The sequence below is a fragment of the Lactonifactor longoviformis DSM 17459 genome (assembly GCF_900129135.1).
Classification (GTDB): domain Bacteria; phylum Bacillota; class Clostridia; order Lachnospirales; family Lachnospiraceae; genus Lactonifactor; species Lactonifactor longoviformis.
The window spans coordinates 9437-34277 of sequence record NZ_FQVI01000005.1; the positions used below are offsets into that span (position 1 = coordinate 9437).

Sequence of the window (24841 nt, forward strand, 5' to 3'; positions counted from 1 at the left end):
GCTGTTAGACGGAAAGACCTGGTATTATCTGAGAAGCAGCGGGGCGATGGCTACCGGCTGGCTGAAGGACGGAAAGACCTGGTATTACCTGAAGAACAGCGGAGGGATGGCTACCGGCTGGCTGAAACTTGGCAGCACCTGGTATTATCTGAAAGATAATGGAGCAATGGCTACAGGCTGGATTAAGGTGCAGGGCAAATGGTACTATTGCCAGTCAAGCGGTAAAATGGTTGCAGACGCATGGGTTGGTAAATATTATGTAAACGAATCAGGTGTATGGACCAGAACAAGGTAGTATGAAATAAGGAAAAGAAAAGGAGATGGACTGCTCCCCTAAAGGGGCGGTTCATCTCCTTTTATTCATTCCTGTGCATTGTTCGAAATACCTTAGGGGTTACCCCCGTAAGTTTTTTAAAACATTTGTTAAAATAACTGATATTGGAAAAGCCTGACGTGAGGGCAATGTCCAATATTGGCTGCTGTGTGGAGAGAAGCATACCGCAGGCCTTCTCGATTCGGAGATAATTCATATACTCCATGAGCGTTTTCCCAAAATGCTTTTTAAAGTACCTGCAGAAGTATTTGGGGGACATATGAAAGAAACCGGCAATCTCATTCAGATATAGTTTCTCAGAATAATGCTCCTCCAGATAGGAGAGAATAGACTTATCAAAGCCGGAGGACTGCACAGTTTTCTGCTGGGAGACCAGCATATGCTCTTCATACAGACAGCTGATAATCTGATAAAGCATGGCCTTTGTATAGAGCTGGTATCCGGGACACTGCCGTTTGTTTTTTTCGATCAGTGTGAGGATACAGTCTCGTATACTATTGCGGCAGGCAGCCCCGTCAGGAATGCAGGTGGGAAACAGAAGTGTTCCCTGCACAAGCGGCTTCAGGTAAAAGGTCTGGCTGTAATCCTCCCGGGCAAATGCCAGGGACTCCATTGGAAATACATAGGCATAGTATAGAGACTGGGGATCTTCTGATCTGAATTGGTGAATCAGTCCGCTGTTAATGAAGTAAATATCACCAGGCAGCACATGGTATACGGTACCCTCCACTGTAAGCAGAGTAGTCCCCTGGATCTGGCAGATTACCTCTATCTCTGTGTGCCAATGGGCACTGACAAACAAGTGTCCTGTCTCGTTATACATTTCATAGTGCTGAAAAGGGAAGAGAAAAGTCCCTCTCTGCCGTATTTCCTGAAAAATTGAATCCATATAAGTCCTCCCTTTGCAGGTGGTGAAAATAATGTTATTCCAAAGGCGAAAAAGCAGAAGAATCCTATAGCTATGTGAGATATAATTCCAGTATAATAAAAATCTGATAAAAATCAAGGAGAAAACAAATGGAGAAAAAATGGTGGCACGATAAAGTAGCATATCAAATCTATCCAAAGAGCTTTTGCGATGCCAATGGAGACGGAATAGGGGATCTGCGGGGAATTATAGGAAAACTGGATTACTTGAAAGATCTGGGGGCAGATATTATCTGGATATCTCCGGTATATTGTTCTCCTATGAAGGATCAGGGATATGATATTTCTGATTATTATAACATCGACCCTGTCTTCGGAACCATTGAAGACATGGAGGAGCTTTTGAAGGAAGCGAGGAAAAGGGAACTCTATATTCTTATGGACCTGGTCATCAATCATTGTTCCTCAGAGCATGAATGGTTTCAAAAGGCACTGCAGGATCCGGAAGGGGAGTACGGGCGGTATTTTTATATTCGGAGAGGGAAGGATGGGATGCCTCCCAATAACTGGAGAGGGAACTTTGGGGGCAGTGCATGGTCCCGGATTAAGGGTACAGACCTGTATTATCTCCACACATTTCATGAGACCCAGCCTGACCTGAACTGGGAAAACCCTGCAGTCAGGAAAAAGCTGTATGAGATGATTAACTGGTGGCTGGAGAAAGGGCTGGCTGGATTCCGTATTGATGCAATTATTAATATAAAAAAAGAACTGCACTTCAGAAATTATCCTGCAGATCGGGAGGACGGTACCTGCAGTATCCGGTGCATGCTGCAGGAGGCACAGGGAATCGGGGAATTCCTCACAGAATTGAGGGAGAACACATTTGACCGTTACAATGCATTTACAGTGGCAGAAGTGTTTGATAATAAACCAGAGGAACTGGGAAAGTTTATTGGAGAAGACGGGTACTTTTCGACTATGTTTGATTTCAGCATTGAATCTGCACGAACGGGAGATAACTGGTACGAGATGAACCAGCTGACTCCGGAGGAGATAAAAAAAATCATCTTTGAGAGCCAGGAAAGGACCCGGGAGATAGGGCTTCTGGCAAATATCATCGAAAATCATGACGAACCCAGGGGTGCCAGCGCCTTTTTTATGGAGGAACCGGACTGTGAGGAGAGCAAAACGATGCTTGCTGTTTTACAGATTCTCCAGAGAGGCATTCCTTTTCTGTATCAGGGTCAGGAGATTGGGATGACAAATGTTGTTTTTCAGGATATTGCGCAGGTAGACGATGTGGCTTCCAAAGATCAGTATCAGGCAGCGCTGGAGGCAGGATACAGTGAAGAAGAGGCCCTCAGAATTGTAAATTTGCGCAGCAGGGATAACTGCCGCACTCCCTTTCAGTGGAGCAGCGAAAAGAATGCAGGATTTACTGAAGGCACGCCCTGGCTTATGGTAAACAGCAATTACAGAAAAATCAATTTAAAGAGCCAAAAACAGGATGAGGGCTCGGTATACTCCTTTTATAAAAAGCTAATCCGGCTGAGAAAAGATGAGGAGTATAAAGATACCTTCATATACGGTACATTTTGCCCGGCATACGAGGAGCGCAGCAATATTTTTGCTTATTACCGGGAAAGTGAGAGACAGAAAATAGCTGTGATAGCAAATTACCAGAAAGAATCACAGGAACTTATGCTCACAGACCAGTGGGAAAGGGTTCTCCTGAATAATTACAGAGACCTGAGATTCAGGGATGGGAGACTGTATCTGGAAGGATATCAGGCAGTGGTACTCCTGCTGAAAAAAAATTAGGGATTGATTATTGTATAAAACAGACAAAAAGTACCATGCTAAATTGTAGAAATAATGGAATTTATTTTTAAAACTTGCGGCACACTGTAAAGTGTGCTACTATAAAATCGTCAATTGGAAACGTTACCGGTAAAGATACCGATAACGTTTCCGAACGAGGAAAAGAATAACTGAAACTTTAAAATATTAAAGGAGGATTCATCATGAAGAAGAAGCTGGTCGCAGCAGCGCTGTGTATGGCAATGACTGCTGTTACATTGGCAGGGTGCGGAGAGAAAAAGGGAGCATCAGCAGCAGAGGGGAGCGTATATTACCTGAACTTTAAACCAGAGGTTACGGACATCTGGGAGGAGATTGCCCAGAAATACACAGAAGAAACCGGTGTAAAGGTAAAAGTTGTCACAGCAGCGGGAGGTAATTACGAGTCAACCCTGAAGTCTGAGATTGCCAAGTCAGATGCACCTACCCTGTTTCAGATTAACGGACCTATCGGATACCAGTCCTGGAAGGATTACTGTGCGGATCTGAGCGATACAGATTTCTATAAAGCTCTGACCGATCCGTCTCTGGCTATTAAAGGAGATGACGGCGGGGTGTACGGAGTTCCCTATACAATTGAAGGCTACGGCATTATTTACAACGATGAGATCATGCAGAAATATTTTGCTATGGAGGGGGCAGCGGCTTCTTCTGTTGATGAAATTACAAGCTTTGATAAACTGAAAGCTGTTGTTGAGGATATGCAGAGTAAAAAAGATGCTCTGGGAATAAAAGGCGTGTTCGCCTCCACCTCCCTGCTGCCAGGAGAAGAGTGGAGATGGCAGACACATCTTGCCAATATCCCCGTGTATGCCGAATACAGGGACAAGGATGTAGAAGACTTAAAGGAAATTGACTTTACCTACGCAGATAACTTTAAAAATACCTTTGACTTGTATCTGAACAATTCCAGCACAGAGCCTACCATGCTGGGAAGCAAGGGTGTGAATGATTCTATGGCAGAATTTGCCCTTGGCCAGGTAGCTATGGTACAGAACGGAAACTGGGCCTGGAGCCAGATTGGAGAGGTGCAGGGCAATGTAGTCAAAGAAGAAAACATTAAGTTTATGCCTATCTATACCGGCCTGGAAGGGGAAGAAAATCAGGGTCTCTGCATCGGTACAGAGAACTACTTCAGCATTAACAGCCAGACCTCAGAGGCAAACCAGAAGGCATCCATTGATTTTGTGAATTGGCTGATTAATTCTGACACAGGAAAAGATTATATGACCAACAAGCTGGGCAATGTAGCGCCGTTTACTACCTTTAACGATGAGGAAAAGCCGCAGGATCCTCTTGCGAAATCTATGCTGGATTCCATGGAAAGCGGCAAAGAGTCCATTCCGTGGGTATTTACGACCTTCCCGAGCCAGACCTTTAAAGACAACTTTGGGGCGGCACTTTTAGAGTATGCACAGGGCAGCATGGAGTGGAGCGATGTAGTAAACACAGTAAAAGAACAGTGGAAGGCTGAGAAAGCAGCCGTTCAGGAATAGGCAGCAGGGCGGGCAGCTTTGGCTGTCCGCCCATACTACCGGATAAGGAGAAGGAAATGGATAAAAATCTAAAAAAATATTTTCCTATATTTGTACTTCCTACTCTGCTTGCATTTTTTATTGCTTTTGTGATTCCCTTTATTATGGGTGTATACCTGTCATTTTGCGACTTCACTACAGTAACGAATGCAAAATGGGTTGGAATCGATAATTACATCAAGGCGTTTACAAACAAAGAATTCCTCAATGCCCTTTGGTTTACCATTCGATTTGCAGTGGTAGCAGTTATCTCCGTAAATGTGTTTGGATTTCTGCTGGCCCTGCTCTTGACCAGAGGAATCAGGGGAACGAATGTATTCCGCACCGTATTCTTTATGCCAAACCTTATCGGAGGTATTGTGCTTGGTTATATATGGCAGTCTATGATAAACGGTGTACTGGCCAAATATCAGGTCACTATGCTCATGGATGCCAAGTATGGTTTCTGGGGGCTGGTAATCCTTATGAACTGGCAGCTCATTGGCTATATTATGATCATTTACATTGCGGGACTGCAGAACATATCGCCCGATCTGATGGAAGCTGCGAAAATCGACGGTGCCACCAGTTGGCAGGCATTGATTAAAATTAAGATTCCTATGGTGATGCCGTCCATTACCATCTGCCTGTTCCTTACAATTGCCAATTCCTTTAAGATGTTTGACCAGAATCTGGCACTCACTGCCGGTGGACCGTCTAATAAGACAACAATGATGGCCCTGGATATCTATAACACATTCTACGGGAAGGTGGGATTTGAGGGTGTGGGCCAGGCAAAAGCGGTAGTATTCTTTGTTATCGTGGCTATCATTGGAATCTCACAGGTAGTATTATCCAGAAAGAAGGAGGTTGAAAGCTGATGAAAAAACAAAAAGCGGCGGATACAGGCATTCTATGCCTTTTAATTGTGCTGGTAATTGCCTTTATCACACCTATCTTCTTTGTGCTCATGAACTCTTTTAAAGGAAAGCTTTATATCAGTGAGAATCCTTTTAGCTTTCCCAGAGGAGAATTGTTCGCGGGCATTACCAATTACACGGAGGGAATCCGCAAGACCGGTTTTTTTCAGGCTTTTGGGTATTCGGCGTTTATCACTGTATTCTCTGTGTTTGCTATCGTTTTATTCACCTCTATGACGGCGTGGTACATCACCAGGGTAAAAAATAAGCTTTCTTCAGTTTTATATTATACCTTTGTATTTTCCATGATCGTACCCTTCCAGATGATTATGTTTACTATGTCAAAGCTTGCAGATACCTTAAAGCTTAATAATCCTCTTGGGATGGTGGTGCTTTATCTGGGGTTCGGGGCAGGGCTTTCGGTGTTCATGTTCTGCGGCTTTGTAAAGAGCATCCCACTGGACATTGAAGAGGCGGCTATGATCGACGGCTGTACGCCCATACAGACGTACTTTCAGATTGTATTTCCTATACTGAAGCCGACAGCCATTACAGTGGCAATATTAAATGCAATGTGGGTATGGAATGACTACCTGCTGCCATATCTGGTGATCGGGGTATCCACAAAATATAAAACCATTCCCGTAGTAGTCCAGTATCTGATGGGGTCCTACGGGGCGAAAGACTATGGTTCTTTGATGGCGCTGCTGGTGCTGTCAATTATACCGATTATTATATTTTATTTATTCTGCCAGAAGTATATCATTGAAGGTGTAGTTGCTGGCGCAGTAAAAGGTTAGGAGAATTGTAAATGCGATCAAGTGGAATATTACTGCCTGTTTCCAGCCTGCCATCGGAATATGGCATTGGATGTTTTTCGAAAAGTGCATATGAGTTTGTCGACAATTTAAGAGAGGCGGGGCAGAGATACTGGCAGATTCTGCCTTTGGGGCCTACCAGCTACGGAGACTCTCCGTATCAGTCTTTTTCCACTTTTGCAGGAAATCCTTATTTTATTGATTTAGAGACACTGATACAGCAGGGGTTATTGACAGAAGAAGAATGCAGAGCCGTGGACTTTGGTGAAGATCCCCAATATGCAGATTATGAAAAATTGCATAAGGGCAGGGAGACACTGCTGAGGACGGCATGCCAGAGGAGCGGACTGAAGGAAAGCCAAAAGTTCAGGGACTTTTTGGCGGAGCAGAGGGAGTGGCTGGAGGATTATGCCCTATATATGGCAATAAAGAAGAAAATGAACCATGTCAGCTGGCTGGAATGGCCCCGTGAACTGCGGGACAGAGATCCCGATACCATGGAGGCCTGCCGGAGGGAGCTGGGGGAGGATATTTACTTCTGCCAGTTTGTACAATATGAATTTTACAGACAGTGGAATGAGCTTAGACGCTATGCCAACCGGCAGGGGGTGCAAATCATTGGGGACATTCCTATCTATGTGGCCCTGGACAGCTCGGATGTATGGGCTGACCGGGAGTTGTTTCAATTCGGGGAGGATGGACTTCCAACAGCCATAGCAGGCTGCCCGCCTGACGGTTTTTCGGCCACCGGACAGCTGTGGGGGAACCCCCTGTATGACTGGAACTGTCACCGGGCGACCGGATATGAGTGGTGGATCCGGAGGATGAGATGCTGCAGTGAGTGGTATGACGTGGTGCGGATCGATCACTTCCGGGGGTTTGACCAATATTATGCCATTCCTTTTGGGGATAAGACCGCAGAGCACGGCCAATGGCAGGATGGTCCGGGTCTGGAACTATTTCAGGCTATACAGAAGGCGCTGGGAGAGATACAGGTCATTGCAGAGGATCTGGGATTTATCACGGAAGGTGTGGAGAAGCTGGTAAGGGATACGGGGTACCCGGGAATGAAGGTACTGGAATTTGCCTTTGACTCCAGAGAGGCCAGCAATTATCTGCCCCATACGTATACTTCTAACTGTGTGGTGTATACAGGCACCCATGATAATGAGACCATTGCCGGCTGGTATCAGAATCTCTGCCCGGAGGATCTGGAGTACTGCCGGGATTACATGGGGAACTGGCGGCCCCCCCGGGAAGAGATCCACTGGGATTTTATCCGGCTGGCTATGATGAGTGTAGCTGAAATATGCATCATTCCCATGCAGGACTATCTGGGGTTAGACAACAGAGCCCGTATGAATCAGCCTTCCACAGTGGGAGGAAACTGGAGATGGAGACTGCAGAAAGGCCAAACCGATCCAAAATTGCTTGAAAAAATACGGAAATTAACTATAATTAGTGGTAGAGGTAACTACTGATGACAAAGCAGGAGGAGAGGAAGCTGGCATGGAGGAAGTCACAATTAAGGATATTGCAAGGCTCTGCGGAGTTGGGGTTAGTACGGTGTCCCGTGCTATTAACAACCATCCGGATATTAACCCTGAGACAAGGGACCATATATTAAATATCATAAAGGAGTACAATTACATTCCGAATAACAGTGCCCGTAACCTGAAGCGCACGGAATCCAAAACCATAGCAATCTTAGTAAAAGCCATAGACAATCCTTTTTTCTCCAGTATGATACGAGTCTTTGAAAAAGAGATAAAATATGAACGATTTGATTTTTTTCTCCAGCACATAGACAATAATCAGGATGAGATAGAGGTTGCCATAGGGCTGGCCAAAGAAAAAAAACTCATGGGGATTGTATTTCTGGGAGGGTTCTCGGAACACAGCGAGGAGGCGCTCAGGCAGCTGAAAGTGCCCTTTGTAGTAAGTACGGTAGAACTGGATAATTCTGTGGAGGACTGCCTGTATTCTTTTGTATCAGTGGATGACAAGAGAGAGAGCAGAAGGCTTGCGGATTATCTGATTGGCCTTGGGCACAGGCGGATCGCCCTTTTGTCTGCCCAAAAAGACGATGAGAGCATTGGCAGGCTGCGTATGGAGGGTTATAAAAGTGCCCTCTCCCAGCACGGAATTCCCATAGATGAAGATCTGATTGTCTACACTCCAAAAGACTGTGAAGTGTATTCCAGGCGAAGCGGTTATGTAATGATGCAGCAGCTTATGGAGCGGGAGAAGGACTTCACTGCGGTCATCGCGATTTCCGATATGGTGGCAGTGGGAGCCTGTAAGGCAGTCTTTGAAAATGGAAGAAGAGTACCTGAGGATTATTCTATTGCAGGATTTGACGGTCTGCCGGAGACTTTCTATTATGAACCTTCTATCACAACCATAAAGCAGCCGCTGGAAGAGATCGCGGAAAGTTCCATTAAAAATCTCTTCTATATGATCCGGCATGAGGAAAAAGCTCCGAACAAGAAGTTTGAGGGAGAGCTTCTGAAACGGGAGTCTACAAGGAAAATTGGATAAGCGATACAAGTGATTGAGACGTGAGGGATGTCCCTCACGTCTCAATCGTTATCTGGCACTGCGGTATTCTCTGGGGGTCATGTTAAACTTTCTCTTGAAGAGGCGGTTAAAGTAGGAAAGATTGGAGAATCCGCATTGTTCCGCAACCCACAGAATAGATTCTTCTGTCTCGGAAAGATATTTGGCAGAGATGGACAGTCGGTAGTCATTCAGGTATTCGGTAAAGGTCATATCCATATTCTGCTTAAAAAACCGCATAAAATGAGACGGACTAAAATTGAGAAATCCGGCGGCGTCTGAGAGGGACACAGGATGCATATAATTTTCCTCCACAAAGGTAAGGACCTTCTTCATCCGCTGAATATTCTGTTCTCTTGCATAGCTGACTTCCTGTCTTGGCTGTGCCGAGAAAAGAAGAAAGAAGAAGCGGTACAGGATGCTCTTTATAAAAAGTTCATAATAGGGTTCCTGCCTGGAACATATATCGTCCAGTTCTTCGATGCACGCATAAAGACTGGGATAATAAGGGTATCCGCTGTGAATATGGGAGGGGACGAAGTACCTTCTCTCAAAAAAAGGCCGCAGATATTCTGTGGTGCAGATATCAGGGTGCTGGGCGTAGAGTAGCCGGGTGTCAAAAAGAATGTTTTCGTATTCCATATGCTGATCGCAAAGCTGGGATATAGAGTGCAGCTGCCCGGGCAGCACCAGTATGATATCACCTGCCTGTACCTCATGGGAAATCAGATCCACATCTGTCCTGCCCTGCCCCTTTTTTATGATTATCAGCTCCAGTTCATCATGCCAGTGGGTGGAAATGGCAGTAAAGTCCAGAGGAATGGTGCACAGATAAGTATTGTAGGGAAAGCGGGGATTCACATGAGGCTTTGTCTCGTGATAATATTCGTAATCAAAGGCTTTCATGTTTGGCTCCTTTTACGGTGATATGATAGTATTGTATCACTTTTTTCTGGAATAATGCAAGAAATCAGGGGATAATAAACGTATAATATGTAAAAGAGCTATTGAGAACTGAGTGAACGGTAACATACAAGTGCTACCATAAAAATGAGGTGAAGAGATGGAATTTTTAGAGAGATTTCAGGGATTACTGAAAAAGGATATCAGAGAGGCAGCTATGGAGGAGATATACTGTGCCCTTCTTGAGTCGGTAAAGGCGTGTGCGGCAGAAAAGGTGCAGCAGGGGGAAAACGGAGAGAAAAAGGTATATTATATATCCGCAGAGTTTCTGATTGGGAAGCTTCTCAGCAATAACCTGATTAATCTGGGGGTATATGATGAGGTTAAGAGATATATTGAGGATGCGGGCATAAGCTTCGGAGAAATTGAGGAGTTTGAACCGGAACCCTCTCTGGGAAACGGAGGACTTGGGAGACTGGCCGCCTGCTTTTTGGATTCTATTGCCACGCTGGGGCTGAATGGAGACGGTATCGGTCTGAACTACCATCTGGGGCTGTTTCGACAGGTGTTCCGGGGGAACCAGCAGAAGGAGATGCCCAACCCCTGGATAGAGAAAAAGAGCTGGCTGACAGACACCGGAATTGGATTTCAGGTGCCTTTTAAAGACTTTACCTTAAAATCCAGGCTTTTTGATATTGATGTCATTGGGTATGAAAACGGTGTCAATAAACTGCATCTTTTTGATGTAGACACCGTAGATGACAGCATAGTAGGGGATGGTATTTCCTTTAATAAGAAGGACATTGCCAGAAACCTGACCTTATTCCTGTATCCGGATGACAGCGACGAGGACGGGGAACTGCTGCGCATCTACCAGCAGTATTTTATGGTAAGCAACGGTGCTCAGTATATTTTGAAGGACTGTGAGGAGAAGGGCTATGATCTTCACAGACTGTACGAACACGCGGTGATCCAGATTAACGATACCCATCCCTCTATGGTGATTCCGGAACTGATACGGCTTCTCACGGACAAGGGTATCCCTGTGGAGGAAGCCGTAGAGATTGTTTCCCGGACCTGTGCCTATACCAACCACACCATTCTTGCGGAAGCGCTGGAGAAGTGGCCGGTATCCTATCTGGAGGAGGTTGTCCCCCACCTGATGCCTATCATCCGCATGCTGGCGGAGAAAGCGGCGCATACCTACAAGGATCCCCAGGTACAGATCATTGACGGAGAAAACAGGGTGCACATGGCCAGAATGGATATGCATTATGGATTCAGTGTAAACGGAGTGGCAGCCCTCCACACCGAGATACTTAAAAATGTAGAACTGAAAGCATTTTACAAAATATATCCGGAAAAATTCAATAATAAGACTAATGGAATCACGTTCCGGAGATGGCTCCTTCACTGCAATCCAAGACTGACGGAGTTTCTGGATACCTGCATAGGGACCGGGTATAAAAAAGACGCCTCCGAATTGGAGAGACTGCTGTCCCTGAAAGGTGACCGCAAGGTGCAAAACCGGCTTCTGGAGATTAAAGCTGAGAATAAAAAGGAACTGAAATCCTATCTGGCAAAGACATTAGGCGTACAGCTGGATGAAAACAGCATCTATGATATACAGATTAAGCGCCTTCACGAGTATAAGCGCCAGCAGATGAATGTACTGTATGTCATCTATAAATATCTGGAGATTAAAAAAGGAAACCTGCCTGAAACGCCTGTTTCCGTGATTTTCGGGGCAAAGGCAGCGCCTGCTTATACCATTGCCAAGGATATTATCCATGTGATTTTATGCCTTCAGGAGATCATTGACCGAGATCCCCAGGTAAGCCCATATCTGAAGGTGGTAATGGTAGAAAACTATAATGTTTCTATGGCAGAAAAGCTGATCCCCGCTTGTGATATCTCAGAACAGATTTCCCTTGCCTCGAAGGAAGCCTCCGGTACCGGCAACATGAAGTTTATGCTGAATGGGGCAGTTACCATTGGGACGGAGGACGGCGCAAATGTAGAGATTCATGAATTGGTGGGGGATGAAAATATCTATATCTTCGGGGAATCCAGCCGTCAGGTCATCGGACACTACGAGAAATCCGATTATAGGGCAGCGGATTACTATATCGAAGACCCGCTGATCCGTGAGCTTTTGAACTTTATCATCAGCCCTGAGATGATGCGGGCAGGAGATCCATACCATCTTCTCCGAATCCACGCAGAGCTGATCCAAAAGGACTGGTTTATGACGCTTTTGGATCTGAGAGACTATATTGAAACAAAAGAGCGGATATACAGGGATTATGAGGATAGGGAAGCATGGGCAGAGAAGATGCTTGTGAATATTGCAAAGGCAGGATATTTTTCCTCTGACCGAACCATCAGTGAGTACAACAGGGATATCTGGAGGCTTTAATTTAGTTGGATAATGGATAATTAAAATTTTTCTTGACTTTTATCACGGGCAGTACTATGATAAAACCGAAATAAATAAAGAACTGAAATTCCAGGAAGAGAAAAAGTAGATAAGATCAGGCAGCACAGAGAATTAACGGCTGGTGGGAGTTAATGTGCAGGGTTTTATGGAAAATCATCTCGGAGAAGTAAAGCTGAACCTGTATAAAGTAAGCTTTGCCGGCCGTCCCCGTTACAGGACAGGCGTATGAACACGTACGCAGTGAGAGCTATCGTTTAGTTTTAGAACCAGGGTGGTATCGCGGAGTTAAGCTTCGTCCCTCAGATTGAGGGATGAAGCTTTTTTGGCGTGCGCTTTGCTCTGCAGAGAGGGGAAGACAGGCATCCGGGAGTGTCAGTTCACATAGAAGAGGAGAATGAGAAAATGAATGCAGCCAAAAAAAGCAGCAAATGGTTATCAGATCACACATCTTTCTTTGTCATTGCGGTGGCAGTTGTAACTTTTTTTCTACCAAATCTGTTTTCCTGGGTACAGGGAAATAATCAGAGTCTGATTCTGGGTATTATTATGTTTAGTATGGGATTAACTTTATCGACCGATGATTTCAGGATTCTGGCCAAAAGGCCTCTGGATATATTTATCGGTGCAGCCGCACAATATCTTATTATGCCGTTTCTTGCCTTTGGTCTGGCCACAGCTTTGCATCTTCCAAACGAGATTGCTGTTGGCCTGATATTAGTGGGGTGTTGTCCGGGAGGGGTTTCTTCTAATATTATGTCATATCTCTGCCGGGGAGATGTTCCCTTTTCTGTAGGCATGACTACGGCATCTACTCTGCTATCCCCCATTATGACGCCTATGATGGTGCTTCTGCTGGCCGGAACCAGAATTGAGGTGGATGCTGCCGCTATGCTATTTTCTATATTAAAGTCTGTAATTATTCCTGTATTTATAGGATTTGTTCTCAATACCTTTTGGGGGGAGAGAAAGGCGTTTAAAGATATACAGCAGGTTATGCCAGGGATTTCTGTGATTGGTCTTGCTCTGATTGTAGGGGGCGTCATAGCTCTTCAGGGAAGTAACTTCTTTCAGTCAGGGGTAGTGATTTTCCTTGCCGTATTTCTGCATAACGGGTTGGGATATCTGTTAGGCTACGGTGTGGGGATGCTTACAAAGATGAGCACGGCTAAAAAGCGCACCATTGCCATTGAAGTAGGAATGCAGAATGCAGGTCTGGCTACGAATCTGGCAGCAGCTCATTTTGCAACAGCTCCCCAGGCAGCTATGGCGTGTGCGGTTTCCTGCGTATGGCACTCTATATCAGGAACCATTCTGGCCGGATGGTTCGCAAGAAAAGATGCAAAAAAAGCAGAAAGGGAACTGCCCGGTATGCCGGAAAAGTCCGGTGCAGCCATAGGCCGAACGAGACTGCGGTAATCTATGGATTGACGAAAAATTGACATTTCTGTGGTATAGTAGGGAGAGGAAGGAGGGAGCAGGCGTGCATCAGACACAATACTGTATCTTAATTGTAGACGACGAGGCGATGATAAGAGAGCTTTTGTCTGATTTTTTTTCAGAGGAGGGCTACCGGGTACTGACGGCTCAAAATGCGGAGGAGGCAATGCATGCTCTTGGCAGGAAACCGGACCTGGTATTGCTGGATATCAACATGCCCGGAACCGATGGGCTGACGTTCTGCAGGCAGATCCGCAGATTTTACCAGAGCCCGATTCTTTTTCTCACTGCCAGAGGAACGGATCAGGATCAGATACAGGGACTTCGCATGGGCGGGGATGATTATATTATGAAGCCGTTTCATCTGGATGTTCTTGCCCAGAAGGTAAAGACACATCTTATCCGGGAAGAGCGCAGCCGGGATATCCATTCATTGGGGGCCGGCTGCCGCATTCAGGAGAACCTTGTGATTGATTATGATAAGCACCTTATTTACGGGGCTGATCATGAGATAGAATTTTCAAAAACAGAGTTTGAGATTATCGAATTGCTTTCCCTTCATCCTGGCCAGATTTTTGATAAAGAGCGAATTTATGAGAGAGTACGGGGATTTGAAGGAAAGGGAGACAGTCAGGTAATCAAAGAGCATATCCGAAAGATACGCCAGAAACTGTCCGCAGGGAAAATAGAGGACCCGATTAAAACGGTATGGGGAGTGGGATATACATGGGAAAAATAAAAGAAGCATTTAAGAACATGCCGATTCGGAAAAGCCTTATGCTCCTTATGGGAACTATGCTGATCCTGGTTGTCCTGCTGACGGTCCTGACCCTGTCAGGCCTTCGGGCGCTGCAGAACCGTCTGGAGAAGGGAAGAGGACTCCTAATTCAGGGCTACACCCTAGAGATAGGGGAGACGAGCGGGGAGCTGAAAGTAAATCCCAGGGAGTATGAATTTGAAGACTTGCATGGGGGGAAGAAGTTTTTATATGAGGCGGCAGGCGCAGGGAACATAATTTTTCCTGTTATTTACAGCATCGGCGGAGTTGCCGCGGCTGCCTGTCTGTTTTACCGCAGGAAATTGAAAGAACCAATGACTCTTCTTTCCGGGAGCACACAGAAAATCGCAGAGAACAACCTGGATTTTACGGTTTCTTATTCTTCCGGGGATGAGCTTGGACAGCTCTGTCAGGCTTTTGAGGAGATGAGAAGCGCTCTGGAAGAAAATGAAAAGAAGATGTGGAGGATCCTGGAAGAGAGGAAGGAAGTAAATGCTTCAATCGCCCATGATCTGCGCACTCCCATTACTATCATTCAGGGCGCGGCGGAGTATCTGGAAAAAAGCGCAGCGAAAGGGGAGCTGACTTTTCCAAAGGCAGAAAAATATGCGGGTATGGTCCGGACGGCATCCGAGCGTATGGAGTCCTATGTGAATTCTATGCGGGATCTGATGAGTCTGGAGGAGGTGCGCCTAAGCCCCGGGAAGCTTCAGGTTCAGGTCTGGGCCAGGGGGATGGAGAGGGAGCTGGAGCTTCTGGCTGAACGGGCGGGAAAAAGCCTGAAGCTTATACTTCCGGAAAGGGATTTCTGCCTGTCTGCGGATCCCGCTTTGATGAGGCGTGTGATTGAAAATCTTACGGCAAACGGACTGCGGTTTGCCTCCCGGGAAGTGACAGTTACCGTTACCGGGGTGGAGGAAGGGCAGGCATGTGCCGTAAAAGTGGAGGACGACGGCCCCGGTTTCGGGGAACAGGAGGCTGCCAATGCCTGCCTTCCTTTCTATTCCAGAGAGAAAGAGGGAGAACAGGGGCATGTGGGGATGGGCCTGTATGTCAGCAAAGTTCTCTGTCGGGCTCACCGGGGCTCTCTGACTCTGGAGAACAGACCAGGGGGAGGAGCCGCCGTTACTGCGGTGTTTTATTCCGTTTCCCAAGAAATGTCCAACGAATTATATTTAAAAAATTGACAGACTTTTGACCTGGGTTCGTTATACTCTCCTTAAGCTGATGCAGACAGCGGAAAGGAGAGTATTTTTTTATGCGTATTGAGATGCTTGGAATAGAGAAATGGTACAGGAAAAAGCAGGTGCTAAACGGACTGGAATGGAGGCTGGAGCCTGGAATGTACGGGCTTCTGGGAAAAAACGGAGCAGGAAAGACGACGCTGATGCGGATCCTTGCCTCTATCCTGAAACCAGATGCAGGGGAAATCCGGGTGGACGGCAGCCCCATACGGGATATTAAGGAGTATCGCAGACGAATCGGCTATCTTCCTCAGGAATTCGCTGTGTACCCTGAGATGCGTGTGACCGAGGTTCTGGAATATCTGGCTGTTCTTTCAGAGCTCCCCCGTGCAGCTTACAGACCCCGGATAAAAGCGCTGCTTAAGCAGGTAAACCTGGAGGAGCAGGCGGCTAAGAGAGTAAGACAGCTCTCCGGAGGGATGAAGAGGCGTCTGGGAATCGCCCAGGCTTTGCTGACAGATCCGGAGCTTCTGATCGTAGATGAGCCAACGGCAGGCCTGGATCCCGAAGAGCGTATCCGTTTCCGCAGCCTTCTGACAGCGTCTGCCAGAGACAGAATAGTCCTGCTGTCCACCCATATTCCGGGGGATGTGGAGGCTGCCTGCGGGCAGGCGGCTGTGCTTGACGGGGGCAGGTTCTTGTTCCGGGGCAGCTGCCGGGAACTTGCCGAAAAGGCAGAGGGGAAGGTATGGCAGCTGGAGGTGCCTGCGGCGGAGGAAGAGACATGGAGACAAAAGTGTGAGGTGCTGGAGATACAGGGACAGGGGAAAGAGCTCCGCCTGAAAATATTAGCCGATAAAGCACCAGATCCGAAGGCAGAACGCTGTGGGGGAAATGTGGAGAACGGCTATATGGTTCTGATACGCAGCCAGGAAAAGGGGGGACTCGGATGAAGCTATTGGCCAGGGAGTGCAGAAAGCTCAGTAAAAGCATTCTTTTTTGGGGATTTGTCCTTATAATATTAATAAACTGGAAGACGCAGTTTCAGGGGGTTACCAGGCAAGAGATAAGCAGCAGCTCCAGGGAAGGGAGCATTCTGCATCAGCCCCGTAAAGGGGAGTCCTATTATGGGGAGAAACAGGCGGATTTGGATACGGATCAGAAAGTTCAGGAGAAGGTAATAGCGGGAGCTGTGCAAACCATGGTACGGGAATATCAGAGTAACCTCTATGCCTGCTATCCCCTGGGATATTATAAAGAAAAGTCATTAGGCGGAATGGAACAGGAAAAGGTTGCGGGATATATCAGAGAAATTACCGGCCATTCGCCGGAGGAGATAGAACATATGCCCCGGGGCTATTTCCCTGCAAATCCAGTCTATGTGGAGATACCTGCTGACAACGAAGAAGGGGACAGCCCCTTTACTATCAGGGAAGACGGCGGCAGATTTATAATAGAAACAGAGCAAGACGATGGGAAGGATGCCGCAAAGACCTTTGTGTCCCGGGTTAGTTTTGCACGTTTTTTGGAGATCGCCGGGGATATGGAAGATATGATAGGAAAGGATTCCAACTATAGCCTAAGCCTCTTGAAGGCCTATTACGGCAGCACGGAGGTTTCTTATGAAGAGGCCGTGGAGCGGTTCGAAGACCTGACAGAGAAGGACGGCATTACAGGTGCATTCGCCCGGCTTTACTGCGACTATATGGGAATTATGCTGGGGATACTCCCTGCGTTTGTGGTGACAGGACTGTTCCTCAGGGATAAAAAAAATCAGATGGGAGAGCTGATAGCTGTGAGAAGTGCGGGCAGCTGGAAAATCATAGGAGCCAGATTCGGCGCGTGCATTCTTATGATGCTCATCCCTGTACTTCTGTTGTCCCTGGAGAGCCTTCTGCCTCTGGCGGAATATGGGAGGAACATGCAGGCTGCTGTGGACTATCTGGGATTCTGCAGGTATATTGGCGCATGGCTTCTTCCTACCCTGCTGGCAGTCTCAGCAGCCAGCATGTTTCTGACCGTGCTTACGGGTACCCCTGCCGCAGTCTTTGTGCAGAGTGCTGTGTTTTTTCTGGCTCTGCAGAATACGGGCAGCTTAAGCGGTGAATATTCCCTATTTGATCTGAACATACGCCATAATATGCTGGGGGGATATGAACTGATTGAAAAAAATTACAATATCATATGTTCCAACCGGCTGTTCCTGGTGGGATTAGCCGCGCTATTTGTGGGGCTGACTGCAGCAGTCTACAGTAGAAAAAGAAGAAACGGAGAGAGGAATCATGTATTGGAAAATAAATTTCAAGCTCTGCATCGCAAATAAATTACTCCTGACCGCCGGTTTGTTCGCATGCATCCCGTTTCTCCACGGGGTCACGTATCTGGATGCCCAATACAGCGCTGACTGTCTGGAAAGATATGTGGCTCTGGCTGGCTTTCTCCTGTTTCCCGCTCTGGCGGCGCCGGAGCAGGAGAAGGAAATCCGGGAAATGACAGCTGCCCGCCCCAAGGCTCACTGGACAACTTTAGGGGCGCGGATCTGTATGGCATGCATAGCTTCGTACCTTTGTATTCTGGCCTTTGGGGCAGTGCTTAGGGCCGGACACTGTGAGTTCCCATACTGGGCCTATACTGCGGGAACCTTCTGTTCGGCAGCGGCCCTGGGAAGCTTTGGACTGCTGGGCGCTGTCATATCCCGGAATCATATAGCCGGGTATCTGGTTTCCCTGGGATATTACCTGGCCAATTTGTTCGGGGGTCCTGATAAGATGGGACTGCTTTTTCTCAATGGTATGACAGCCCAGTCCGGGGGACAAAAGCCTGTGCTGCTCTGCATTGCAGGGGTATTGCTGATTCTGAGTATGCTTATAACAAAATATCAAAAATGAAGAGAGCATTGCTGCTGCCTGTATACTGTCCGGGGGATATTTTTCATGGCAAAAATCGCCGCGGTTGCTTGACTCAGGGGAAAATATGTGATATAGTAGACAAGCGACATGGAAGTAGGTCTTTTTTTTATGCCTAAAATTGCGGGTATGGTAACCGCAGCAGGCGGAGAAAAGTCCGTTGTAACTTGGTAGAACGTGAACTACCAGCGATATTGAACACATGGAGGTGGAAGTCGTGCGCGTAAAGATCACATTGGCATGTACGGAATGTAAACAACGTAATTACAACATGACAAAAGAAAAGAAAAATCATCCAGAGAGAATGGAGACCAAAAAGTACTGCAAATTCTGTAAGACCCACACAATGCACAAAGAGACCAAATAATCCGGTCCGCGAGAGGTGAAACCATGGCAGAAGAAGTAAAGAAAGAGAAAGCTCAGAAAAAGAGCTGGTTTGCGGGACTCCAAACCGAATTCAAGAAAATTATCTGGCCTGACAAAAAGACATTGGGAAAGCAGACAGTTGCCGTTGTGGTGATTACTGTGCTCCTGGGTGCTATCATTGCAGTTCTTGACAGTGCGGTCTTAGAGGGAATTAATTTCTTAATCAGGTAAGGACAAGGGTGATTATATGTCAGAAGCAAATTGGTACGTTGTCCATACCTATTCAGGGTATGAGAACAAAGTAAAGGCCAACATTGAAAAGACAATTGAAAACAGACATCTGGAAGATCAGATCCTGGAAGTCCGTGTTCCCATGCAGGACGTTGTAGAACTTAAAAACGGCGTAAAAAAACAGGTCCAGAAAAAGATGTTTCCCGGATATGTGCTGCTGAACATGGTTATGAACGATGACACCTGGTACGTTGTAAGAAATACCAGAGGTGTGACCGGATTTGTAGGACCGGGTTCCAAGCCAGTGCCGCTTACAGAAGAAGAGATGAAGCCTCTTGGTATTCATGAAGCAGATCTTCAGGTAGACTTTGCAGAAGGAGACAGCGTGGTTGTCACCGGAGGCGTATGGAAGGATACTACCGGAGTGATTCAGAGTATCAATGAAGGAAAGCAGATTGTTACCATCAATGTTGAGCTCTTCGGCCGCGAGACGCCGGTAGAAATTAGTTTCGCAGAAGTTAAAAAAATGTAACAAAAGGAAGGGCTGTCCTGACGGATGGCTCGTGGGAGGGAAATCCCCGACATTACCACATTAGGAGGTGCCAAAATGGCAAAGAAAGTTCAAGGCTATATTAAATTACAGATTCCTGCTGGAAAGGCAACACCAGCACCACCGGTTGGACCTGCACTGGGTCAGCATGGTGTAAACATTGTACAGTTTACAAAAGAATTCAATGCTAGGACTGCTGACAAGGGCGATGTAGTTATCCCTGTAGTGATCACTGTTTATGCAGACAGAAGCTTCAGCTTTATCACAAAAACTCCGCCGGCTGCAGTTTTACTGAAGAAAGCCTGCAATATTAAATCAGGTTCCGGTGTTCCTAACAAGACAAAGGTTGCTACAATTTCTAAAGCTAAGCTTCAGGAAATTGCAGAGACAAAGATGCCGGACTTAAATGCAGGATCTTTGGAAGCAGCGATGAGCATGGTTGCAGGTACTGCCCGCAGCATGGGAATCACTGTAGAAGATTAAGATACCCATCTCCGGCCTCATTGATTCATGCTCCGGGCATGAGAGGAATCACTGAGAGATGATACCGTATAATTACGACACGTGGGAGGGAAATTCCCGCAATTACCACTAGGAGGTTATTTAAGATGAAACATGGTAAGAAATATGTAGAAGCTGCCAAAGCAGTGGAACGCTTCAAATTATATGATCCAGCTGAAGCTGTTGCAGTAGTAAAGAAGACAGCTGTAGCTAAGTTTGACGAGACAATCGAAGCTCATATCAGAACAGGCTGTGACGGACGTCACGCAGATCAGCAGATCCGTGGTGCTGTTGTTCTTCCTCACGGAACCGGCAAAAAGGTTCGCGTATTAGTATTTGCTAAGGATGCGAAAGCAGAGGAAGCAAAGGCAGCAGGAGCTGAATTCGTAGGAGGGGATGAGTTGATTCCCAAGATTCAGAACGAAGGATGGCTGGACTTCGACGTTGTAGTTGCTACTCCTGACATGATGGGTGTTGTAGGACGTCTGGGACGTGTCCTGGGTCCGAAAGGCCTGATGCCTAACCCAAAAGCAGGAACTGTTACAATGGACGTTACCAAAGCTGTTCATGATATTAAAGCCGGTAAGATTGAGTATCGTCTTGATAAAACAAACATCATTCACGTGCCAATCGGAAAAGCTTCTTTCACAGAGGAGCAGTTAGCGGACAACTTCCAGACGCTTATGGATGCTATTAACAAGGCGAAACCAAGCGCATTAAAAGGAACCTTCTTAAAGAGTGTTACCATCGCTCCGACTATGGGACCTGGCGTTAAGATCAACCCTGTTAAGTTAGTATAATAGATTTGCAACAAAATGTATTGACAGCCCGTCCGGCTTTTGATACAATACCAAAGGATTATATGAATTATCATATATCACTGCCGAAGACAGCAGGTGCCGTATGGCATAAGGATGAAACCGCCTGCCGAGGAATGATTTTTTCTTTTAGATAAGAATCAATGCGCCCTCTTTGTCCTCGGATAAAGAGGGCTTTTTCATTGCTATAATGGAAAATCCGACGGCGGTACACTAAAATTTATAAGGAGGTGCACCAATTCATGGCAAAAGTAGAACTGAAAAAACCAGTCGTAGAAGAGATCGCTGCCACTATTGCCGATGCCCAGGGTATCGTATTAGTAAATTACAGCGGACTGACAGTTGAACAGGACACAAAACTGCGTAGGGAATTAAGAGAAGCTGGTGTTGTATACAAAGTATACAAAAACACAATGATGAACTTTGCATTCCAGGGAACATCTTGTGAAGCGTTATGCAAACATCTGGAAGGAACCAACGCTCTTGCAGTGAGCAAGGACGATGCAACGGCTCCTGCCAGAATCCTCGCTAAGTTTGCTAAAACAGCTCCCAAGCTGGAATTAGTAGCAGGTGTCGTGGAAGACGCATATTACGACAAAGCCGGTGTGGAAGCACTTGCAGCAATCCCGTCAAGAGAAGAACTTCTCGGAAAACTGCTTGGAAGCATCCAGTCACCTATCGCAAACTTTGCTCGTGTTATCAGCCAGATTGCAGAATCTAAAGAAGCAGCAAACTAAACTATAAAATTAAATTATTGGAGGTAAATAAAATGGCAAAATTAACAACAGCTGAATTTATTGAAGCTATCAAAGAGTTATCCGTATTAGAATTAAATGATTTAGTAAAAGCATGTGAAGAAGAATTTGGTGTATCTGCAGCAGCAGGTGTTGTTGTGGCAGCAGCAGGCGCAGGCGCAGCTGAAGCAGCAGAAGAAAAAGATGAGTTCGACGTAGAATTAACAGAAGTTGGACCAAACAAAGTTAAGGTTATCAAAGTTGTTCGTGAAGCTACCGGCTTAGGCTTAAAAGAAGCAAAAGAATTAGTAGACGGAGCTCCTAAGGTAATCAAAGAAGCTGCATCTAAGGCAGAAGCAGAAGATCTGAAAGCTAAGCTGGAAGGCGAAGGCGCTAAGATTACTCTGAAATAATTTTGGTGAAAATATAAAAGCTGTACATACCTCTGCGGGGGTAGGTACAGCTTTTTATTTTAGCCGCAATTCAATCAGCCGTTCCTGGTAACCAAATATTCTGGACAGACTTTCTATACTGGAATCCGGGAATTCGTTCAGCCGTTCATCACAGATCAATAATTCCATGGCAAATTTATTGGCCTCCATCTCCAGCTTATTAACTGATAAATACGTATTTGCAAATAAAAATGGGGTATTAGAGTCAGGGTGCAGAACAGCGTGTCCGAGTTCATGGGCAGCAGTGTATAACATAGCATGTTCATCCAGATTACAGTTAATGTGTATCTGCTTCTGACGCAGAACTTTATTGTAGTATCCCCGAATACTTCCCAATTCCTCCCGCATTACCAGTATTCCCATGGAAGCGGCGATCTCAAAAGGGCTGTTGGTCTGGTATTTTTTTTGTAAATGTTGGACTATTTTTTTAATATCCAATAAAACCACGTCCCCTCATCTTACTTTCTATATTTATTAGGCGTGAATTTCTGCTTTGCATTAATCTTTGCAATCCGCAAACTATTCTCGAGACTAGCTGTAAGCAGCTCTCTTGTCTCATCATCCAGTGGCTCTCCGCTGAACATAAGCGCGCTCTGACGGCTTTCCAGTTCAGACAGCATGGCTTCCAGCCGCTTGGAGATATCGTTTTGGTCCCGTCTCGTTAACTGCGGTTCACCTGCACCACTCTCCAGTAAATCGTATTTAGTAATACTAAAATAGTCGGCGATCTTCTGAAGCTTGGGCATGGGAGGGATTACCTTGCCAACGCACCAGGTATTGAATGTTGTTGGACTTATTCCCAGATCTTTAGCAATCTCCTTTTGCTGTTTCCCGCTTATGGATATAAAATGATTTAGATTTCTAGAAAATATCTTTTTTTGCTCTTCCCCTGTCATGGCAATGACCTCCTTTTATAATGATAATACTATATTATAGGATTAATTTCAATAAAAATCCTATAAAATAATATCCATATATTGACAATCCTATAAAATAGGATTAAAGTATAAAATACGCTGACAATCCTATTTTATTAGATTTCATGACGGTATAGCAATATGTAAATTGGAGGGGTAATAGTGAACAGGAGAGAATTAAAACTAAATGAATATGGGATAAGCAGTAAACGTTTTAAGGAATTAAGTGCTTTTTGTGAACAGTATCCGGAATGGGTAGAGGAACTTAAAAAGAGGTCACCGGCTGTTTGCGCTGATGCAGTCCGCAGGTCAGAATTGGAGAATAAGTGCCGTATAATTGAGACCGCAGCTTTAGAGGCGGATGAGGAACTGGGAAATTTTATCATCAAATCAGTCTGCTATGAGAAACCATTTTGGTATCTTCGGGATATCTTAGAAATTCCCTGCAGCCAAAGCGCGTTTTATGACAGACGGAGGTATTTTTTTTATCTGTTACATAAGAGAAAGAGGATGTGAACACCTCCGGGACATCAGGTACAGATATAATAATATCATCGAAAGGACATGAATATATAAAATTTGTTTCTTTCGGTGTTTCTAAATGGCCATTGGAAACGGAGGTATTGGATTGTGGGTGAGAAGGATAAAGGCAGAAGAGACATGGACTTGAATGCAGACAAAAGAGGTTTAGTATTTATGAGGTGTGCAGGAACAGACAGCCGCGGGCAGCCGTGCAACAGACTGTTGGGCAAGGTGTCCGGGAATGCTGAAATCAAGTGCAGAAAATGCGGCGCATTAAATTTCTACAATTCTATAACAGGACGAATAACCTGCAGTCGGTGAATAGAAAACACCAATAGTAAAGGTAGGTGATGATATTGCAGGATTATTTTGATACGGTATATAACCGTCTTACATCTGCGGTGAAAGGTGTATGCCAGAATGCTGGCAAAGAAACCATAGGCCTCCCGGCAGCATTTCCATATATGGATGTCAGCCTCGAAGATTGTCCGGCCAGTTTAAAGGCCGCTGATTTGGAGGATATGGACAATGCTGTAGAACCTGTGATTAAAATTACTGTTTATACAGAGGGACAGGAGCAGGCAGATTTGGCCAGAAATATTTTATCGTTGGCAGGTGCTGAAATGCAGCAGATGCTCTTTCGCAGAAGCCTGGGACCACAAAGAGTAACTGTTCCTGATACCGGAAACATTTTCTGTATCAGTGCCCGGTACACCAGGGTTATCTGTGACGGAGATTTATCTTAAAAGAGACAAAAGAATAACAATTTAAAGGAGGATGCTTAAATATGGCAGGAGAAGTAGCAAAAAAAGCAGTAAGTACTATTAATACAATTCTGGAGACGTCAGAGGACGGAACTACATGGACAAAACTATGCAGGATTAAATCTTATCCGGCGCTGGGAGGGGCTCCTGAACAGGTGGAGACCACAGATCTGGAAGATGATACTCAGACATTTGTACCAGGTGTACAGACGATGGAGGCCATGGATTTTGTGGCGAACTACACACTGGAAGCATATACAACTGTCAGCGGAAAAGCAGGAAAAAGCTTACGCTACAGGATTTCCATGGGCAAAGATGGCGTGGACGGTGTAGCGAGCTGGGAAGGACAGCATACAGTCTTTATCAATGAGGGTGAGGTCAATGGGGTCAGAGAGATGACAATTTCCGTAGCTCCCGCATCCAAGATTACAATTGCAGCCAAGGCGTAAAAGGCAGAATAAAA

General features: G+C 45.8%; 27 protein-coding genes, 1 pseudogene and 2 other annotated features. Of the genes and pseudogenes, 24 read left to right on the plus strand and 4 right to left on the minus strand.

All coding sequences use genetic code 11. The features are described 5' to 3' along the window. Window positions 1-295 (plus strand): annotated as a pseudogene (locus BUA56_RS06680) (N-acetylmuramoyl-L-alanine amidase family protein); the annotation flags it as partial. A 61-nt stretch (window positions 296-356) separates the two neighbouring features. On the opposite strand, the gene BUA56_RS06685 reads toward BUA56_RS06680, so the two are convergent. Further along, a complete protein-coding gene (locus BUA56_RS06685; protein ID WP_072850194.1) occupies window positions 357-1223 on the minus strand; it encodes an AraC family transcriptional regulator in 867 nt (288 codons plus the stop codon). A 128-nt stretch (window positions 1224-1351) separates the two neighbouring features. On the opposite strand from BUA56_RS06685, the gene BUA56_RS06690 reads away from it, so the two are divergent. The 6 genes from BUA56_RS06690 (at window position 1352) to BUA56_RS06715 (ending at window position 8857) form a co-directional block, all read left to right on the plus strand. Next, window positions 1352-3025, plus strand: coding sequence for an alpha-glucosidase (locus tag BUA56_RS06690; RefSeq protein WP_072850196.1), 1674 nt, complete (start codon window positions 1352-1354; stop codon window positions 3023-3025). A gap of 203 nt (window positions 3026-3228) precedes the next feature. Next, the gene (locus BUA56_RS06695) at window positions 3229-4560 is read left to right on the plus strand and encodes an ABC transporter substrate-binding protein (RefSeq protein WP_072850198.1); all 1332 of its coding nucleotides are present in this window, start codon (window positions 3229-3231) and stop codon (window positions 4558-4560) included. Between the two features lie 56 nt (window positions 4561-4616). Beyond that, window positions 4617-5459: a carbohydrate ABC transporter permease gene (locus BUA56_RS06700; protein ID WP_072850200.1), complete on the plus strand. Its 843-nt coding sequence runs from the start codon at window positions 4617-4619 to the stop codon at window positions 5457-5459. Further along, complete coding sequence (locus BUA56_RS06705) at window positions 5459-6298, plus strand: carbohydrate ABC transporter permease (protein WP_072850202.1); 840 nt, start codon at window positions 5459-5461, stop codon at window positions 6296-6298. The genes BUA56_RS06700 and BUA56_RS06705 overlap by 1 nt, the downstream gene beginning before the upstream one ends. Window positions 6299-6309: 11 nt before the next feature. Further along, window positions 6310-7797, plus strand: a complete 1488-nt coding sequence (gene malQ / locus BUA56_RS06710) for a 4-alpha-glucanotransferase (protein ID WP_072850204.1) — start codon at window positions 6310-6312, stop codon at window positions 7795-7797. Further along, window positions 7778-8857 (plus strand): LacI family DNA-binding transcriptional regulator, encoded by a 1080-nt coding sequence (locus BUA56_RS06715; RefSeq protein WP_341443404.1) that lies wholly within the window; start codon window positions 7778-7780, stop codon window positions 8855-8857. Before malQ ends, BUA56_RS06715 begins: the two co-directional genes overlap by 20 nt. Before the next feature lie 48 nt (window positions 8858-8905). Here BUA56_RS06715 and BUA56_RS06720 read toward each other — a convergent pair whose 3' ends face one another. Further along, window positions 8906-9781 (minus strand): helix-turn-helix transcriptional regulator, encoded by an 876-nt coding sequence (locus BUA56_RS06720; RefSeq protein WP_072850209.1) that lies wholly within the window; start codon window positions 9779-9781, stop codon window positions 8906-8908. Window positions 9782-9938: 157 nt separating this feature from the next. Here BUA56_RS06720 and BUA56_RS06725 point away from each other — a divergent pair, with 157 nt between their 5' ends. The 14 genes from BUA56_RS06725 to rplL all read left to right on the plus strand — a co-directional run bounded on the left by BUA56_RS06725 (window position 9939) and on the right by rplL (window position 22136). Then, window positions 9939-12197, plus strand: coding sequence for a glycogen/starch/alpha-glucan phosphorylase (locus tag BUA56_RS06725; RefSeq protein ID WP_072850211.1), 2259 nt, complete (start codon window positions 9939-9941; stop codon window positions 12195-12197). An 83-nt stretch (window positions 12198-12280) separates the two neighbouring features. After that, window positions 12281-12521 (plus strand) — a binding site (T-box leader). Between the two features lie 99 nt (window positions 12522-12620). After that, window positions 12621-13634 carry a bile acid:sodium symporter family protein gene (locus tag BUA56_RS06730; RefSeq protein WP_072850212.1) on the plus strand — a complete coding sequence of 338 codons (1014 nt, stop codon included), beginning with the start codon at window positions 12621-12623 and terminating at the stop codon, window positions 13632-13634. A 64-nt stretch (window positions 13635-13698) separates the two neighbouring features. Next, the gene (locus BUA56_RS06735; protein ID WP_278320847.1) at window positions 13699-14394 is read left to right on the plus strand and encodes a response regulator transcription factor; all 696 of its coding nucleotides are present in this window, start codon (window positions 13699-13701) and stop codon (window positions 14392-14394) included. Then, window positions 14382-15620, plus strand: coding sequence for a HAMP domain-containing sensor histidine kinase (locus BUA56_RS06740; RefSeq protein ID WP_072850213.1), 1239 nt, complete (start codon window positions 14382-14384; stop codon window positions 15618-15620). Before BUA56_RS06735 ends, BUA56_RS06740 begins: the two co-directional genes overlap by 13 nt. Window positions 15621-15691: 71 nt before the next feature. Further along, window positions 15692-16570 (plus strand): ABC transporter ATP-binding protein, encoded by an 879-nt coding sequence (locus BUA56_RS06745; RefSeq protein WP_072850214.1) that lies wholly within the window; start codon window positions 15692-15694, stop codon window positions 16568-16570. Further along, window positions 16567-17940 carry an ABC transporter permease gene (locus BUA56_RS06750; RefSeq protein ID WP_072850215.1) on the plus strand — a complete coding sequence of 458 codons (1374 nt, stop codon included), beginning with the start codon at window positions 16567-16569 and terminating at the stop codon, window positions 17938-17940. Before BUA56_RS06745 ends, BUA56_RS06750 begins: the two co-directional genes overlap by 4 nt. Further along, a complete protein-coding gene (locus BUA56_RS06755; protein ID WP_072850216.1) occupies window positions 17900-18505 on the plus strand; it encodes a hypothetical protein in 606 nt (201 codons plus the stop codon). The genes BUA56_RS06750 and BUA56_RS06755 overlap by 41 nt, the downstream gene beginning before the upstream one ends. Window positions 18506-18725: 220 nt before the next feature. Continuing rightward, window positions 18726-18890 carry a 50S ribosomal protein L33 gene (rpmG, locus tag BUA56_RS06760; RefSeq protein ID WP_072850217.1) on the plus strand — a complete coding sequence of 55 codons (165 nt, stop codon included), beginning with the start codon at window positions 18726-18728 and terminating at the stop codon, window positions 18888-18890. Between the two features lie 23 nt (window positions 18891-18913). Then, window positions 18914-19120, plus strand: coding sequence for a preprotein translocase subunit SecE (gene secE / locus BUA56_RS06765; protein ID WP_072850218.1), 207 nt, complete (start codon window positions 18914-18916; stop codon window positions 19118-19120). A 16-nt stretch (window positions 19121-19136) separates the two neighbouring features. Further along, a complete protein-coding gene (gene nusG / locus BUA56_RS06770; protein WP_072850219.1) occupies window positions 19137-19652 on the plus strand; it encodes a transcription termination/antitermination protein NusG in 516 nt (171 codons plus the stop codon). 75 nt (window positions 19653-19727) lie between these two features. Then, on the plus strand, window positions 19728-20153 hold the full coding sequence (gene rplK / locus BUA56_RS06775) for a 50S ribosomal protein L11 (protein ID WP_072850220.1): 426 nt from the start codon (window positions 19728-19730) through the stop codon (window positions 20151-20153). A 125-nt stretch (window positions 20154-20278) separates the two neighbouring features. Further along, window positions 20279-20971: a 50S ribosomal protein L1 gene (gene rplA / locus BUA56_RS06780; protein WP_072850222.1), complete on the plus strand. Its 693-nt coding sequence runs from the start codon at window positions 20279-20281 to the stop codon at window positions 20969-20971. A 65-nt stretch (window positions 20972-21036) separates the two neighbouring features. Continuing rightward, window positions 21037-21179: a sequence feature (ribosomal protein L10 leader region), on the plus strand. Window positions 21180-21231: 52 nt separating this feature from the next. Next, a complete protein-coding gene (gene rplJ, locus BUA56_RS06785) occupies window positions 21232-21726 on the plus strand; it encodes a 50S ribosomal protein L10 (RefSeq protein WP_072850224.1) in 495 nt (164 codons plus the stop codon). Between the two features lie 32 nt (window positions 21727-21758). Next, the gene (gene rplL, locus BUA56_RS06790; protein WP_072850226.1) at window positions 21759-22136 is read left to right on the plus strand and encodes a 50S ribosomal protein L7/L12; all 378 of its coding nucleotides are present in this window, start codon (window positions 21759-21761) and stop codon (window positions 22134-22136) included. Window positions 22137-22190: 54 nt separating this feature from the next. On the opposite strand, the gene BUA56_RS06795 is transcribed toward rplL, so the two are convergent. Together BUA56_RS06795 and BUA56_RS06800 are read right to left on the minus strand one after the other, a co-directional pair. Further along, a complete protein-coding gene (locus BUA56_RS06795; protein ID WP_341443405.1) occupies window positions 22191-22613 on the minus strand; it encodes an ImmA/IrrE family metallo-endopeptidase in 423 nt (140 codons plus the stop codon). Window positions 22614-22633: 20 nt separating this feature from the next. Beyond that, window positions 22634-23071 carry a helix-turn-helix domain-containing protein gene (locus BUA56_RS06800; RefSeq protein ID WP_084067722.1) on the minus strand — a complete coding sequence of 146 codons (438 nt, stop codon included), beginning with the start codon at window positions 23069-23071 and terminating at the stop codon, window positions 22634-22636. A gap of 183 nt (window positions 23072-23254) precedes the next feature. Here BUA56_RS06800 and BUA56_RS06805 point away from each other — a divergent pair, with 183 nt between their 5' ends. From BUA56_RS06805 to BUA56_RS06820, 3 genes are all read left to right on the plus strand, one after another. Further along, window positions 23255-23608 (plus strand): hypothetical protein, encoded by a 354-nt coding sequence (locus BUA56_RS06805; protein WP_084067723.1) that lies wholly within the window; start codon window positions 23255-23257, stop codon window positions 23606-23608. Window positions 23609-23961: 353 nt separating this feature from the next. After that, window positions 23962-24360 (plus strand): hypothetical protein, encoded by a 399-nt coding sequence (locus tag BUA56_RS06815; RefSeq protein WP_207650915.1) that lies wholly within the window; start codon window positions 23962-23964, stop codon window positions 24358-24360. 41 nt (window positions 24361-24401) lie between these two features. Further along, a complete protein-coding gene (locus BUA56_RS06820) occupies window positions 24402-24827 on the plus strand; it encodes a hypothetical protein (RefSeq protein WP_072850235.1) in 426 nt (141 codons plus the stop codon). Window positions 24828-24841: the final 14 nt, after the last annotated feature.